At 33.5% G+C, this 17926-nt stretch carries 9 protein-coding genes; 8 read left to right on the top strand and 1 reads right to left on the bottom strand.

Translation table 11 applies throughout. The annotated features are described in order from the left end of the window. The first annotated feature begins 5 nt into the window (after positions 1-5). The 4 genes from V6246_RS05100 (at position 6) to V6246_RS05085 (ending at position 6174) form a co-directional block, all read left to right on the top strand. Positions 6-2006 carry a RagB/SusD family nutrient uptake outer membrane protein gene (locus tag V6246_RS05100; protein ID WP_341559368.1) on the top strand — a complete coding sequence of 667 codons (2001 nt, stop codon included), beginning with the start codon at positions 6-8 and terminating at the stop codon, positions 2004-2006. Between the two features lie 28 nt (positions 2007-2034). Continuing rightward, positions 2035-3312, top strand: a complete 1278-nt coding sequence (locus V6246_RS05095; RefSeq protein WP_341559367.1) for a DUF5126 domain-containing protein — start codon at positions 2035-2037, stop codon at positions 3310-3312. A 12-nt stretch (positions 3313-3324) separates the two neighbouring features. Continuing rightward, positions 3325-4011 (top strand): DUF4998 domain-containing protein, encoded by a 687-nt coding sequence (locus tag V6246_RS05090; RefSeq protein WP_341559366.1) that lies wholly within the window; start codon positions 3325-3327, stop codon positions 4009-4011. A gap of 78 nt (positions 4012-4089) precedes the next feature. Then, positions 4090-6174: a CBM96 family carbohydrate-binding protein gene (locus V6246_RS05085; RefSeq protein ID WP_341559365.1), complete on the top strand. Its 2085-nt coding sequence runs from the start codon at positions 4090-4092 to the stop codon at positions 6172-6174. 230 nt (positions 6175-6404) lie between these two features. Here V6246_RS05085 and V6246_RS05080 read toward each other — a convergent pair whose 3' ends face one another. After that, positions 6405-10472, bottom strand: coding sequence for a two-component regulator propeller domain-containing protein (locus V6246_RS05080; protein ID WP_341559363.1), 4068 nt, complete (start codon positions 10470-10472; stop codon positions 6405-6407). Between the two features lie 195 nt (positions 10473-10667). Here V6246_RS05080 and V6246_RS05075 point away from each other — a divergent pair, with 195 nt between their 5' ends. Genes V6246_RS05075 through V6246_RS05060 form a run of 4 tightly spaced genes read left to right on the top strand, consistent with a single transcriptional unit; the run spans position 10668 to position 17923 of the window. Continuing rightward, a complete protein-coding gene (locus tag V6246_RS05075) occupies positions 10668-11876 on the top strand; it encodes a glycoside hydrolase family 88 protein (RefSeq protein WP_341559361.1) in 1209 nt (402 codons plus the stop codon). Between the two features lie 4 nt (positions 11877-11880). Continuing rightward, a complete protein-coding gene (locus V6246_RS05070; protein WP_341559359.1) occupies positions 11881-14823 on the top strand; it encodes a SusC/RagA family TonB-linked outer membrane protein in 2943 nt (980 codons plus the stop codon). 22 nt (positions 14824-14845) lie between these two features. After that, positions 14846-16483, top strand: a complete 1638-nt coding sequence (locus V6246_RS05065; protein WP_341559357.1) for a RagB/SusD family nutrient uptake outer membrane protein — start codon at positions 14846-14848, stop codon at positions 16481-16483. 21 nt (positions 16484-16504) lie between these two features. Further along, positions 16505-17923, top strand: coding sequence for a sulfatase family protein (locus V6246_RS05060; RefSeq protein WP_341559354.1), 1419 nt, complete (start codon positions 16505-16507; stop codon positions 17921-17923). The last annotated feature ends 3 nt before the right edge of the window (positions 17924-17926 follow it).

The raw sequence follows: 17926 nt of genomic DNA, 5'->3' as shown, positions 1-17926 counted from the left end.
TCAATATGAAAACTAATATAAAACACATATTTATAATATTTACACTATCTGTGGTCATTACAGGGTGTTCGGATTATCTCGATATTGTACCAGATAATGTAGCAACAATTGCTGATGCTTTTGATGATGAAAACTCGGCAGAGAGCTTTTTATTTACATGTTATAGCCATATGCCAAGTTTAGGGGAGCCTAAAAACAACGTTGGCTTTTACGGGGGAGATGCATCCTACAGAGTGAATTCTCTAATTAGAGGAGAAGAGCCAGCACATTTAGTTAATTCGGAATTAGCGTTAGGTGCTCAAGAAGCTGATATTTCTTATTTGGATTATTGGAGTGGTGGTAAAAACGGTTCAAATTTATACTTAGGTATTAATGATTGTAACGTGTTTTTAGAAAACATTAACAGCCTAGTATATATGGATGAAGATTTAAGAAAGCGTTGGATTTCTGAAGTTAAATTTTTAAAAGCATACTATAACTTTTATTTATTTAGAATGTATGGACCAATTATACTAAACGATATCAATTTGCCAATAGATGCGGATATATCGGAAATTCATAAATTTAGAAGTCCAGTGGATGAGTGTGTAAATTATATCGCTGATTTATTTCTAGAAGCAAGTACAAACTTACCTCTACTTATAAACGATAGAGAAAATGAGTTGGGGCGAGTTACAAAAGGTGCGGCATTAGCCATGCGAGCTAAAGTATTGGCTACAGGAGCTAGCCCATTATTTAATGGAAATACTGAGTATGCTAATATGATAGATATGAATGGAACACGTCTTTTTTCTGATTATGATGCTAATAAATGGCAATTGGCTGCAGATGCCTGCAAAATGGCAGTAGATACTTTAGAATTTGCGGGTATTCAACTTTTTAAGTTTGATACTAGTGATATGCAGTATTTACCAGCTAATGTTGCTCGAGAAGATGTACCAGAGGAAATAGTGAATGTTTTAACGATACAGCAATCACTATCAGAACGTTGGACCGACGAGAAAATATTTGTTTCTACTAGAGGATTAGCAGGAAGAATCCAAAACCATGCCCAAGCAAGAACACATGTTAAATTTCAAGATAACGTTGAAGCTATGGGATTCTATTCGCCTACATTACGTATAGCAGAAATGTTTTATACTAAAAACGGCGTGCCTATTGATGAAGATTTAAATTGGAATTATGCAGATCGGTATGGGTTAATAGATTATGATGTTGATAATGATAGTGATACTGATGGGAACGGTGTGCCAGATAACCAATACTTTGTAAAAGATGGAGAAACCACTATAAATTTGCACATGAACAGAGAGGTGCGTTTTTATGGTAGCTTAGGCTTTGATAGAGGCATATGGTATGGAAACCCTGCACAATACAACTCTTCAGGAGGACAAGCAGGCTTTGAAGATCATTATGTAGAAGCTAGAGCTTCAGAATATTCAGGTACAGCTATTGGTTCTGGAGTATATTCTCAAACGGGGTATTTTCCTAAAAAGTTAGTTAATTACGATAATGTTATCAGCAGTACTGATATGGATTACAGTAGAGAAAGTTACGCTTTTCCAGAGATGCGTTTGGCCGATTTATATTTATTATATGCAGAATGTGCAAACGAGGTGGACGATAGAGCCACAGCTTATATTTATATAGATAAAGTGAGAGAAAGAGCTAACCTGAAAGGCGTTGTAGAATCTTGGGCTAATTATTCAGTAAACCCATCTAAACCATCAACGAAAGAAGGGTTCAGAGATATTGTTCGTCAAGAACGTTTAATAGAATTGGTTTTTGAAGGACATAGATTTTGGGATTTAAAACGATGGAAATTAGCAGAGTATTATATGAATATACCTTTTAGAGGTTGGAATTATTTGGGTAATGAGCCTTTAGATTATTATGTGCCAAATGTTTTGGGAGTACCTACATATTCATTTAAAAATAATTTATGGCCTATAGAAACTAGTGAAATTTTGTCTAATCCTAATTTAATTCAAAATGGAGGTTGGTAGTCTTATCTTTAATTTAAAAACAATAATTATGAAAACGAAATATAAAATATCCTTAATTAGCTTATTTATTTTTATCGTTGCTTGTGGTAGCGAGGAGTTTATTGGGCAACCAGCATCCGATGGAACAGCCCCAGATATGATATCAAATGTTCTAAGTGAAGGCACGCCTGGAGGCGCAAAAATCACTTATGATATTCCTACAGATGAAGATTTTTCTCATGTTGAGGCTATATATTACGTTAATGAAGTTCAACAAAGAAAATCTGTAGCGACTAAATACACTCAAAACTTATATGTAAATGGTTTCGGAGATACGCTTCCAAAAGAAGTTGAGCTTTATGCTGTAGATAAAAGTGGAAACAGATCAGACAAAGTTGTAGCAGAAGTAATACCGTTAACACCGCCATATATTAGTATGAGAGAATCTTTAGAAGTTTCTAGTGATTTTTCTGGTGTTTTATTAAAATGGCAAAATGAAGCAGAGGCTGATAATCTCGGGATTACAATTTTAAGACATGATGAATTTGGAGATTTTGTGCCTTATGAAACTGTATATGACGATGCTTCAAATACTAATTTTCAAAATGTAAGAGGTATGGATACGTTGCAAGTGGAATTAGGTTTTTTTGTAAAGGATCAATGGGGAAATATTAGTGATACACTTGTTGGGGAGTTTAAGCCACTTTACGAAATACAATTAGATAGAACAAAATGGAAAGCATTACGATTAGATACGGATATACCAGAAGAACAAAATTCTCAACGATTTGAAAGAGCTTTTGATGGTGATATAACCAAATCAAGATCTAATGCATTTAGTACTGTTTTATCTAGTGAAGAACAATATTCTCCACTGCATTATACTATGGATATGGGGGAGATAAACTTATACAGTCGTTTTAAAATTTATGCTACAGAGTGGAATGGTTATTCGCGTGGTGGTATGCATTTCTTTGAGATGTATGGAACGAATGATCAAAGTCTTATCGATAGAGAAACTAATGGGGCCTGGGTATGGTCTAATGATGACAATCCTCATGAAACAGGTAATTGGAGAGAAGAAGGTATGGATGGCTGGGAGCTAATTAGTGAATTTGAAGTTATAAAAGCATCAGGCCTACCAGGGGTTGAAAAAATTAATGCTATTGATAGACCCTTTTCAGAAGGTGGTATGGAATTCCTTATGCCAGGTGGTACACCACCATACAGGTATCTTAGAATTAGACAAATTCAAAACTGGGATACAGAATATAAGGAAGTAACTTATGCCGAAATTGAATTTTTTGGAGCGCCAATTAATAACTAATAACACACACCAATGAAAAAAGTATTAATAATAACATTAACTCTAATTGCGTTTTATAATTGTTCCGAAATGAACGATTTACATCAGCCATATTTAGATAAAGGTGAAACAATATATCCAGCAAAACCAGATTCACTAATTTCTTTTTCAGGACATAATCGATTAAAATTACAATGGTTTGTACAATCGGATTTGAGTATAAAGGGCGCAAGAATTTTTTGGAATGATAAAACCGATTCTCTAGATATCCCTATTACGGTAACACCAAATGTAATTGATACTATTGGCGCCGTAGTTGAAAACTTGCCAGAAGGAGGTTATGTTTTTGAAGTTGTTAATTTAGATAGTTATGGAAATAAATCTATTCCTGTTGTTAGATCGGGGAAATCTCTTGGGGATATATACATATCATCGTTAAATAATAGACAAATTCTTTCATATAAAACAACAACCAATAACATTACGTTCACAATGAGTTCTAGCGATCCTGCAGACTATGTATACAGTGAGTTTATGTATTTTGATTCTAATAATGTTGAACGGGAAGCTAAACTCGATTTGGATAATTTAGAAACTATCAAAATTTCTTTAGAAGATATTGATACTTCAAAAAACATACAGTTTAGAAGTGTTTATCAACCTTTTGATAACGCCATCGATTTGTTTTATACCCAATATGCCGAGTTTGTTATAGAATAGCAACAGGTAAACTAAATTAATAACTAATAGAGTTAGGTGTTTTTAAACGAAATGCCTAACTCATAAACATACCCTCATATGAAAAACAATTACAAAGTTGCATATATATTTATAGCAATACTATGTCACATTCAAATTATAAAAGCACAAGATTTTTCAGTAATACCAACCACCTTTAAAGGAGGTAGCACAGGGAGTTCTACAAACAATTCAAGAACATTAGAGTATGCTAATAATGAAGCTGCACTTAGTCAGTATGGTGGTTTTTTAGACGTAAAACTAACCGCTTCAGGGCATTTTAGAACAGCAATCTATAATGATAAATGGTACATGGTAGATCCAGAAGGCTATTTATATTTTGGTATAGGAATAAATTCGGTTAATGTAGAATCAGATTATCCCAACGTAAGTTTGCCTAACGATTTAAAGGATGCTGGCTTTAATCATTTAGCTAATTGGTCCGATTTTGAGAGTATAAATAGTAGTTCAGATAAAATACCATATGTTTTTAGAGAACTGTTTATATTAGGTTACAAAAATGAATCTCAAGGAAATAAGGATCTATATAAAGACGGAATTATTCCTGTATTTGATACAGCATTTTTATCCTACGCCGATAATTTAGCGCAAACTGTGGCTTTAAAAAAAGATGATCCGTATTGTATTGGTGTGTTTTCTGATAATGAAATGCCAATTTATTCGAACAGTACATATGGTGAATTGTTAGATCGTTATTTGGATATAATCGACAAAGCAAATTCTAATTATTTAGCTGCTCACGATTGGATGATTGAGAGAAAGGGAACAGATTATGTAATCGATAATGATGATCGTAACGATTTTCATGGTTATTTAATGAGTACCTATTATAGAATTGTACACACTGCCATTAAAAAATATGCACCAAATATGCTTTATTTGGGGTCTAGATTACATGGTGCTGCAAAAAATTATGAGTCTATTTATAAAGATAGTGCACCGTATATAGATGTATTTAGTGTTAATTATTATGGACCATTTGAGCCTGATACTAATCTCTTAGAAATGTGGACAGAGCAGTCTGGAAAACCTTTTATGATTAGTGAGTTTTATGCTAAGGGTTTTGATGTAGATTTAGATAATAGTGGTGGAGCAGGGTATCACGTACCTACACAAGCAGATAGAGCAGCGTATTTTGAAAACTTCGCTATTAATTTATTAGAAAGTAAAGGTTGTTTAAGTTATCAATGGTTTAGGTTTCAGGATGACGCGAGTAATAAAGGTGTTATAAATGCAAATGGGGAGTGGTATTCCGAACTTAAAACATCTCTAATAAAAATAAGTAAAGACATCTATAATTTTAGAGATTTTTTGGCTTTGGAAGATGATGGTAATATTGATGACGAAGGAGGTAAACTCTATGCTATAGAGGATAGTTTTACACGAGGAGGCTCTAACGCAAATAAAAATTATGATGGCGAATTATTGATTGTAAAAGAAAGCCCAACCAATGCAGATTTTTCAAGACGGACTTGGTTGAAGTTTGATGTTAGTGAGTATGTTGCAATTGAATCTGCAACCTTACATATAACAGGAAACCAGTCTAACGGAAGCGCTTTTGATATTACGTTGCTTGGAGTAGAAGACGATTCGTGGTCTGAGGAAAGCATAACATGGAACAATGCACCCGAAGCTTCAACAGTAATAGCAGGTGTGTTTTCATCAAATGGCGATGTAGATTCTAGATACGATTCTTATCAAATTGATATTACCGATTATGTTAAGGCTGAAATTGCGGGCAACAAGATCGTTTCATTAAACATGGTTGATGCCGCTTCTACCAATGAACAATTTAGAATAAGAGAAAAGGAAGATACTGCCAATAATACTCCAGCTTACATAACAATTGTAAGAACGGGGTTGTCGACAGAAGTTTCTATTGAACCAAACTTCAAAATGTATCCAAACCCTGTAAATGATAGATTAGAAATAGAGTCTAAAACTATAATTCAAGATATAGATTTTTACAACATAAACGGTTCTGTTGTTTTAACTCAAAATAATTTCAATTCTAAAAAAGCTATTATAGATGTAACCACATTAAATACAGGTCTTTATTTGGTGAAAATAACAAGTGTAAATGGCGAAGTAGAAGTAAAACGCATGCTAAAGAAAGATTATTAAAGAGATATACTGCTATAAATTCGCTTGCCTAAATGTAGCATGTTTTTTTAATAGATTTTAAATCAATTCTGTTTTTAGAGTTACTAAATTTTATATTTCTATTACAGAGGAATTATATTCCTAAATTATAACTTATTTGCATATGGTTGTTATTTGGCCATGTGTAAATAAGTTTTATCATTTATAGCAGTTTTGTTCTAGTCGGTTTTTGTCTTGGAAAAAATAAAGTGTTATTTTTTTTCTTCAGAAACATCAAAGTTTGCCTTTATAAATTCAGAAGGAGTCTTTCCATATTGTTTTTTAAACGATTTAGAAAAGTAGTTGTGTGAATTAAAACCTACGGCAAACCCAATTTCGTTAACTAAATAATCGCCTGTTTTCATAAGTTCAACAGCATGTTTTAGTCTAATACTTCTTATAAATTCTGTGGCAGATTGATTGGTTAATGATGTTAGCTTTCTATGTAAATGCGTTCTACTAAGGTGTAATTTATCGGTTAAATCTTCAACAGAAAAATCAGGATTACTTATATTTTGTTCAACCACACTTATGGCATTTAAAAGAAACTTTTTATCTAAGTCTAGAACTTCAATATCACTTTTCCAAACTTCTTGTTGAGATGAAAACAAAGAACGAAGTGCTTTTCTAGAGTTTAGCAAGTTGTGTATTTGAGCAATCAATACATCTTCATTGAACGGTTTGGGAACATAAAGATCTGCACCAGAATTAATACCTGATATTCTGTCTTTTATAGTATCTAAAGCTGTAAGTAATATTACAGGCGTATGACTAATTCTAATATCATTTTTAATTTTGGCACAGAGCTCAACACCATCCATTTCAGGCATCATAATATCTGAAATTACTAAATCTGGAAATAATGTATGTATTTGTTGATAGGCTTCTTTACCGTTTTTTGCTGTGGCAATTCGAAAGTGATTTTGTAATGCACTTGATAAAAACTCTAGCAGCTCTAGGTTATCTTCTGTAATAAGTATTAGGGCTTCTTGGTTTTTTGTGTGTTCTTCAATTTGATGTTCGGTAGTTCTAATTTCCGAAGATTCAAAAGAAAAGTTATTGGTTTGTGTAATGCTCGATGTATCGGCAATATGCGTTGTGGTATTGGGTTGGTGTTGAGGTATACAAATGCAGAAAGCAGATCCTTCACCTTCTAAAGTGCTTACTATTAATTGCCCGTTATGCATAGCAATATAGTTGGTAGATAGCGAAAGGCCTATTCCTGTGCCTCGGTTATAGTTGTTTTCTGTTTGGTAAAATCTTTCAAATATTTGTGGAAGAGTTTCTTCTGAAATACCGTATCCAAAGTCAGAGATATTGATAGAAATATAATCTTCATTAATATGTTCTCCCACAGTATATATATTCCAATTCGGCTTAAAACTTGGTTTTTTGTTGTTCTTAATAGTTAATGTTATACTCGTGTTATCTGGTGAATACTTAAAAGCATTTGAGAGCATGTTAACCAAAACCTTATCTAGCTTATCGGTGTCGAAATCAATTTTTAAGTTAGGAACTTCTGATATAAACTGAAAATTAATACCACGTTGTAAAGCATGATCTTCAAAACAATAAAATACATCTTTACAGAATGCTATAATATCTGTATTTACAGAAAGTAGTTTTAGTTTACCAGAATCGGCACGTCTAAAATCTAGAAACTGATTGATAAGCCTAAGTAACCTATCGGTATTATTTTTAATTAATTCTAGTTGCTTGTTAGAATTAGGGTTGTTGGTTTCTAATTTTAATAATCTATTTACAGGACCTTGAATTAAGGTAAGTGGTGTTCTAAATTCATGAGAAATATTGGTAAAAAACTGAAGTTTCATTTGGTGTAATTGTTCTTCGTTTTCACGATGTATTTTTTCTAACTTTATTTGCGATTTTAAATTTTGACGGTTTATTACTTGTTTTCTAAAATAATAAATAGAAGCTATAAAGGCTAATAAATACAATGCATAAGCATACCATCTCGCCCAAATAGGAGGAATTATATTAATGTTTATTTTTGTAGATTCTAAATTCCATACGCCATCATTATTAGCACTTTTAACTTCAAAAACATAATGGTTTGGAGGAATGTTAGTAAAATTGGCTTTGCCAGTATAGTCGGTTTCAATCCATTGATCATTAAATCCTAAAAGGCGATATTTAAATATGTTTTTCTTCGGATTTATATAGTTGTTAGAAGTGAATTGAAAACCGATAAAGTTTTGTGTATGGTGTAACTTTAAAGGTATATTACTGCTAAAAGGAATGTTTTCATTGTTAACTTTTATCGATATAATACTTGTTTTTGGTGGCTTAGGGTTTTTTATAATTCTTGAAGGTGAAAAGCGAATAACACCGTTAGAGCCTCCAAAAAATAAATCGTCATTAGTGGCTTTTAAAGCCGATGTAGGATGAAATAAGTCACTCTGTAAGCTATTATTAGTGATGTAAGATTGGGCAATATTAGTTTGCGTATTGAATTTGCACAATCCATTTTCGGTTGTTAACCAAAGGTTTTTTTTATCATCTTCGAGAATTGAAAATACTTCGTTTCCTGGTAAGCCATTTTTAATGGTGTAATTTTCAAATCTTCCCGTTTTAGGATCAAATTTATCAAGTCCGCCACCATTTGTACCTAACCATAAAAAGCCATTACTATCTTCATGTATGCAGTATAAATAATTGTGAGATACGCCTTGTGGTTGGTTTTTATTCTGAAAATAATGTATAAATTCGTCACTACCTTTCTTCAATAGGTTAAGTCCGTTTTGAGTAGCAAACCAAACGTTATCTTCTTTGTCTTCAATAATAAAATGCACTTTATTATTTGATATGGATTTGATATTTAGTGGGTTGTGTATAGAACGTTTAATGGCTTTAGTTTCAAAATTATAAAAGTAAGCGCCTAAAGGGTAATCGCTAACCCAAACACCAGTATTAGTAGTTAAAATATCTAACGCTTGAAATCCTGTTTCAAAATTAACAGCAAGATGTTCAAAATTGGTTTTTCCTTTTTCGCGGTACAGTACACCGTTTCCATAGGTACCAACCCACAAGGTTTCGTATTTATCGTAAGCTAAAGATTTTATGTTTTTAATAACCTTGCCTTGGTAGTTAATAGGCAGGTTTTTAAATACGTTAGTTTCGGGATTGTAATAGTTTATTCCACCGTCATCTAAACCAATCAAAACATTCTCGCTATTTGGCACTTGAGCAAAGCAGCTAACAATATTACCGTTTAAAGTTCTTTTTGTAGTTGATTGGTTGTAGCGTATAAATGAATTATTGTGCGCGCTATGAAACGCTAAACCACCCATCCAAGTACCAATCCATATATTTTGTTGAGAATCTTTATATAGAGACCAAATGGAATGATTGGGGAGTTCGGAATATTTTTGCTGATCAATGTGGTGGCTTACTTTAAAGTCCTCAATTAAAGTAATACCATTGTACGTGGCTACCCAAATTCTATTGTTTTCATCTTTTAATAAACTTCTAACTTGGTTACTAGGTAACTTTAAATAATCTGGGCGGTTTTCTTCTATGGAGTAGTGCGTTTTTTTATTATCAATTTTATTAACGCACAGCAAGCCTTTGGCTTCGTAACCAATCCAGATATTATCTTTATCTATTAAAACGGACCTTACTAGGTTTTTTAATCCTTTTGTTAAAAACTGAAAAGTGTTGGAGCCTTTGGTGGCAAAATAGATATCACCATCATTATAAAATACCCAAATAGTGCCTTCGTCATCAATAGAAATACAGCTAACTTTTCCTGTAATATTTTTAGTTTTTTTATAGAGAGCTCTATTTTTTTCTAGATCTAAAGTCCCGAAACCATTTTCGTCCGAGAACCAAAATGTATGGTTGTTATCCTGAAATATAGACGTGATGTTTTTACCAATATTATTGTCATAATTATCTTTAATGGAATATCTTTTAAAATAATCGTTACTACGTTGGTATTCGCAAAGTCCATTTTCTGTGGCAACCCAAATATTGCCATTATGGCCTTTGTAAAGTTTGTTTATTCGGTTGGATGGAATTGTAGAGTCGTTATTTTGTACATGGCTATACCGTTTAGTTTTAGTTGAATTATAGGCGAAAACACCATTGTTTGTGCTAAACCAAATAAACCCCATATCATCCTCTAGTATAGACGTTACTTGAGAATAAGCAACACCTCCATCGGGTGTAACTTTACAAATGGATATATAAGGATCGTTGTTAGCATGTAAAAATATTGTAAAGCAGCTAAACATTACAATATAGAATAAAAGTCTCATTTGGTAGTTGGTTAAAAAAACTAAAGTACAAATAATATCAAGTTTAGAGTAAGGATGTTTTTGGTAAAAGCTAGTACACATGTTGTTAATTGGAACATTTGTATCTAAATGAAACATAATTGATACTAATAGGGAACAATTAATAGAAATAAAGAAAGAGCTAAGGTTATTTTTGTTAATCTAATATATATTTCTATGAGGCGGATCACTCTTTTAATGCTTTTTGTTGTTTTATTTCAAGCTTGCCATTTTCAGCAAAATAAAAAGGTAAGTCATGATAAATTAATCAATACCATAACGGAACAGCTTTCTTATTTTCCTGAAATAAAAGATACGCTTGGTCTCAAAAATACGAGTAGAATTTTTCCAAGAACACTAACGCCATCTGGCAAACTACATTTAGTAGGAAAAAGAGATTGGACTAGCGGTTTTTATCCAGGAGTTTTATGGTCTATGTATAATTTAACCGGAGAAAACCAATGGAAGGAAAAAGCGGAGTATTATACCTTAGAATTAGAAAGTGAAAAATTTAATGCTTCAAACCATGATTTAGGATTTAAAATGATACCAAGTTTTGGAGAGGGATATAAAGTAACTAAAAATGAAAAGTATAAAGCAATTTTAATTCAATCGGCAAAAACACTTATAACGCGATTTGATGAAAAAATTGGCTGTATTAGATCTTGGGATCACAATAAAGATAAATGGGATTATCCAGTAATTATAGATAATTTAATGAATTTAGAATTGCTGTTTTGGGCATGGAAAGAAACAGGAGATTCTGTGTTTTATAACATCGCAAATACGCATGCTAAAACAACCATGAAAAATCATTTTAGAAATGATTATAGTTCTTACCACGTGGTTGATTACAACCCAGAAACGGGTGAGGTAGTTTCAAAAAACACGCATCAGGGTTATGCCGATGAGTCGTCTTGGTCTCGTGGTCAAGCTTGGGCGCTTTATGGTTATACCATGATATATAGAGAAACAAAAGATCCTGTTTATTTAACACAAGCTGAAAACGTGGCTAATTATATTTTAAACATCGCAACATTACCAGAAGATTATGTGCCGCTTTGGGATTTCGATTTAAAGGATTTTAAAACCGAACCTAGAGATGCTTCGGCTGCAGCCGTTATGGCATCTGCTTTTTTTGAACTTAGTGCGTATTCTAGTCAAAATAAGGACACCTATGTAAATACGGCAAATAACATTTTAACATCATTATCATCAAAAAAATACTTTAACACTAAAGGCGCTAATAAAGGTTTTTTATTAAAGCACTCAACGGGATCTAAACCAAAAGATTCTGAGATCGATGTACCACTAATATATGCCGATTATTACTACTTAGAAGCCTTACTAAGACAAACTAAAATTAACAACCAAACTAAAAACTAGATTTATGAAAAAAAAGCAATTATTAATTAAACCTCTGTGTTTAGCGTTTGTTTTGTTTACCTTTTTTGGGTACGCTCAAAATAAAACGATTACAGGACAGGTTTCTGAGGAATACGGAGGCGCTTTACCTGGTGTTTCTGTGTTATTAAAAGGTACAAGCACGGGTACCATGACAGATTTTGATGGAAACTTTACATTGCAAGTTCCTGGAGATGGAGGGACTCTCGTGTTTAGTTACATTGGTATGACTACTCAAGAAATTGAAATAGGTAACAAAACCGTTATTAATACGGTTATGACAACTTCTGAGACTGCTTTAAATGAAATTGTGGTTGTGGGGTATGGAACTCAAAAGAAAAGTGATGTAACTGGGTCTGTAGTATCTGTAAGTCCAGAAACACTAGAATCTAGGCCAAGAGCTAGTTTAGAGCAAATGCTTCAAGGTACTATGGCAGGTATGAATATTACGGTAAATGCATCAAACGCCGAAGGCTCTTCTAACTCCATGTTAATTAGAGGACAAAACTCTATTTCTGCTTCCAATGGACCATTAATTATTTTCGATGGTGTTCCTTTCTCTGGAAATTTATCTGAAATTAACCCGAAAGATGTAGGATCTCTCGAAGTATTAAAAGATGCATCGGCTGCAGCCATCTATGGTTCTCGTGGTGCAAATGGTGTTATTCTTATTACTTCAAAAAAGGGAAAAGAAGGTCAGATGACGGTTAACTATTCTGTGTCAACAACCATTAATCAAGCAGTTAATATACCAAGTTTAATGGATGGTAAAACATTTTATGAAACTAAAATAGACCGTGGATTAACAACGTCTCTTGTAGAAGATGAAGGCTATGCAGCTGGTAGAAATACTGATTGGGTAGATCTTGCAACAAGAACAGGGCAGACATTACAACACGATTTATCGTTTTTAGGAGGTTCTGAAAAAACAAAATATTATGTATCGTTATCATACTTAAATTCTGAAGGGGTTTCGCTTGGCGATGATTTTAAGCGTTATACTTTAAGAATTAATTTGGATCACAAATTATTACCTTGGATGACGTTTAATACAAGTACGCAATACGGTTATTACGATCGAAGTGGTAATAATGCTAGCTTTTCTGGCGCATTCTCTATGAATCCATTAGGAGTCCCATTTAATGAAGATGGCTCTCAAACATTAGAAACTTGGGACGATGGCGTATACGTAACGAATCCATTAGCAGCGCTGTTATATGATAATAGCGATATATCTCGTCGATTTACATCTAATAATAGCCTTTTAATAGATGTCCCTTTTGTAAAAGGATTATCATATAAGTTAAACACAGGTTACGATTACCGCACTAGATTAGCGCAAACATATAGAGGCCGAAATACCCGATCTGGTTTGAGTGTTGGTGGCTCGTTAGATTTAGCAAATGAATATGATGAAGACTGGCTTGTTGAGAATATTGTAAGTTATAAAAATTCCTTCGGAAAACACTCTATATTTTTAACAGGACTGTATAGTGCGCAAAGCGAATGGTCTGAAAATCATGATGTAAGTGCACAAGGTTTTCCTAATGATGTAATGACTTATTACCAAGCAAGTAAAGCTAGTTTAATAGAGCCTACGGCATCGTATAACAAGCAAACACACTTGTCTCAAATGCTTAGAGCTAATTATGCTTTCGATTCAAGATATTTACTAACCTTAACAGCACGTCGTGATGGCTATTCAGCATTTGGAACAGATAGTAAGTTTGGGATTTTTCCTTCGGCGGCAGTAGGATGGAATATTGCGAATGAGAAATTTTTAGAAGATTCAAATACTATCAATAATTTAAAATTAAGATTGTCTTATGGTGAAAGTGGAAATGAAGCTGTATCTGCTTATTCTACATTACCAACTTTATCATCTATAGATTATGTTGACGAAAACGATGGCACCTTATTCGGTTTTTATCCAAGTAGGTTAGGAGATCCTACCTTAGGCTGGGAAACAACAGCGTCTTTTAATGCTGGATTAGATTTTGGATTTTTTAAAAATAGAGTTAAAGGGTTAATAGATGTGTATTCATCAAAAACAACCGATCTTTTGTTAAGTAAATCTATCTCTAACGTTAATGGTACAGGTTCTATAACTCAAAATATTGGTGAAACATCTAATACAGGAATAGAGTTTCAAATATCAACTGTAAATGTAAGAAACGATAATTTTCAATGGTCTACTAATTTTAATATCGCACATTATAACACTAAAATTGTTAACGTGGGGTTAACAGATAGTGAAGGGAATTATATTGACGATATTGATAATGAATGGTTTATTGGAGAGCCTATTAATGTTAATTTTGATTATGTTTTCGATGGTATATACCAAGAAGATGCTACAGGTACGCCACAAGGCGATGTTCAGGCAGGAGATATTCGATATTTAGATGCTGATGGTAGTGGAGATATCTCGCCTTCAGATAAAAGAGTTATCGGACGCCAAATTCCAGATTTCGTAGCAGGTTTAACCAATACATTCGAGTATAAAAATTGGTCATTAAGTTTCTTTTTAAATATGGTTTCAGGTATTACACAAGCTAATACATTGTTGTATACTAATGATATTGATCTTAGAGAAAACAGATATGATGTAGCGTTTTGGACTCCAGAAAATCAAAGTAATACATATCCAAGAAATGATAGGTCGGCTAATGTAAATCAACGTAGTATGCAGTTTTATCGTAGTACCGATTTTATAAGGTTACAAGATATTACACTTAATTATAAATTTCCTTCAGATGCATTACAGAAATTGAAGATTAGTAATCTAGAGCTATTTGCTAATATTAAAAATTTATATACAGAAACAGATTGGATAGGTTTGGATCCTGAATTTTCAAACAGCTCATCTCAGCAAACTGCTGTGCCTCAAACAACATCTTTTTTACTAGGTTTAAAACTTAGTATTTAAATAAAAATTTAAAAATAATAACATGAAAAAAACACTGATATTATTAGTAATCATTGGTTCCGCTTTAATGAGCTCTTGTAATGAAGAGACTTTTTTACAGGAAGAACCAAAAGATGATATATTCGCCGAAAACCTGCTACTTAATTATGATGGTTTCGAGAATGGCTTAAATGCGTTGTATGCATTGGTTAGAGAAGATAGATTGTCGCAAAGCAATACTACACGTGCATCTTTATGGCAAATGGGTACGGATAATGCTTTTGTAAATAATGGAGCAGGACAAATAGATCCGTTTAACGATTATGCCGATTTAAATTCAGAAAATAGCTTAGTAGGATCAAATTTTAATTTGTTATATAGAATTATTAATTCAAGTAATTTAATTATCAATCGCGCTGAAACTACAGCTGTTGATTGGATGGGAGGAAATGATTCTGCAGATGTAGTAAATCAAAATAAAGTAATTGCACAAGCCAGATTGATTCGTGCTTGGTCTTACCGTCATTTACGATATGGTTGGGGTGCTGTACCTTTAAGTCTTGAAGAAATTGATGGAACAACTTATCGTAACGATTGGGAACGTAGTTCTATAGAAGAAATTAATGCCCAAATGGAAATTGATTTAAGTTTTGCACGCGATCATCTTGAAATGAAAGAGCAAACAGGTAAAGTAAACAGTGCCGTTGCGAGTACAATGTTAGCAGAGTTATACCTTGATATGGGCGAAGATTTAAAGGCGGAAACTGAAGCGCTTAGAGTTATAAATAGTCCGGAATACGAACTTATGACTTCTAGATTTGGTGTTAACACATCACAGCCAGGTAATGCGTTTTCAGATATATTTGATAACCCAAGACCCGAAGATGGCAATAAAGAAGTGCTTTGGGTAATAAATAATGCGTATGCCGATATTGTAGGAAATGAATATATATATATGAAAAATGCATGGATTACATATTATACTAAAGATGCTGTGTTGAAAAAGTTAGATTTGGATACACAATACACGTATAATGGAGGTAAAGGAGCAGGGCGTTTATCTGTTACCGATTCGGCTTTCGGTTGGTACGAATCTTTCGATGATAGATATTCTGAGCATTGTGTAAAAAAATATTATGTTTTTCCAACCGATGAAACTGCTACTGATTTTGATGTGGTGCAGTATACCAATATGGATTATGATGAGCCAGACGATTTAGAAGAGCATTTTTTATGGCCATGGGTTAGAAAATGGGAATATAACGATCCTTTCTTTTTTGCTAATGCATCTAATGCAGGGCAATACGACGATCAAATGTTTGTGAGATTAGCAGAAACATATTTGCTTGCAGCCGAAGCGTTAATGAACCAAGGTAAAAACGATTTGGCAGCTCAATATTTAAACGACTTAAGAAGACGTTCTAACGCTTCAGAAATTGACGCTTCTGATGTTACTTTAGAGTTTATTTTAAAGGAGCGCTCTCGCGAATTAGTTACTGAAGAATATAGAAAACATACTTTAGTAAGAACGGGGACATTTTACGAATGGACTATAAAATACAATCCACGTTTAGATGCCTCTAAAGTATTTGAGTATAATGAGTATTTACCAATTCCACAGGGTATTATAGATGCCAATACAGGAGCAGAAATGGAACAAAATGAAGGCTATAACAAGTAGTTATACTTTAAAACAGGATATATGATAAATCGATTTTTTTATAAACAGGCTGTATTTTTCACTCTTAATTTAGTCGCGTTTCAAGGTTTCGCTCAAAAGGTGCAACAAAGTCAGCCCAATATTATTTTAATTATGGCGGACGATCTAGGGTATGGAGATGTTGGGTTTAATGGAAACCATAACATTATTACCCCTCATTTAGATAATATGTCTAAAGAGGGTGTAACTTTTACCGATTTCTATGCGGCAGCACCATTATGTTCTCCAACACGAGCTAGTGTTTTAACGGGTAGAAGTCCGTTTAGACAAGGCATTTTTGCCGCGCATACAGGAGGTATGAGGCCTGCAGAAAAAATAATTCCAGAGTATCTAAAAAAAGAAGGTTACGAAACTGGATTTTTCGGTAAATGGCATTTAGGTTGGTTAGAACCCGATAAAGTAGAATCTCGCGGAATGTACTCACCACCATGGCATCATGGGTATGATGAAACTTTTGCTACTAAAAGTGCTGTGCCTACATGGAATCCAACAAAAACACCAGAAGGATGGAAAAGTTGGGGAGCTATGGACGACGGGTCGTGGGGCGGATCTATTTATATTGAAAACGGAACACCGGTAACCGATAATTTAGAGGGAGATGATAGTCGTATTATTATGGATCGCGCGATTCCTTTTATAGAAAAATCTATTTCAGAAAATAAACCCTTTTTAGCTACTATTTGGTTTCATACACCACACGAACCTGTGGTTGCAGGACCGGAGTATTTAGCAAAATACCCAAACCTTCCAGAAGGACAAAAACATTTGTATGGCTGTATTACGGCTATGGACGATCAAATTGGGCGCTTGCGTAGTTTTTTGAAAGAAAAGAATATTGAAGATAATACCATTATTTTTTTTACTAGTGATAATGGACCTTCGGGACCAATTACTAAAAAAGGAATCGCTTCTGCTGGTCCGTTTCGTGGGCATAAACACCTTATGTACGAAGGTGGTTTAAGAGTACCTTCTTTAGCACTATGGCCAGGAAAAATTAATGCCAATCAAAAGTTAAATTATCAGGCTTCGACGGTAGATTATTTACCTACTATTTTAGATATCCTTGATATTAAACCAAGCAAGAAAATTCCTTTGGATGGCGTGAGCTTAAAACCAGTACTATTAAATGGCGCTTCCGAAGAAAGAACCGTTCCTATCGCTTCAGGTTATCAGCGTTTGTATAATGGAACAGAACTTTATGCATTGGTTAGCGGACAATATAAAATTTGTATTCCGAATAAAGGAGATAGCATGATGCTTTTCGATTTAAAAAGCGACCCTGGAGAAAAACACGATTTAGCTTTAGAAAAACCAGAAGTATTAAAAACCATGATGGCGGAATTAGAAAAAATTAAAGCATCATGGAAAGATAGCCGAGAAGGAAAAGATTATCAGTGGTAAAAT

The organism is Algibacter sp. TI.3.09 (assembly GCF_038154905.1).
GTDB lineage: Bacteria > Bacteroidota > Bacteroidia > Flavobacteriales > Flavobacteriaceae > Algibacter.
Note: the sequence above shows the minus strand (reverse complement) of the source record. Positions and strands in the feature narration are given on the sequence as shown.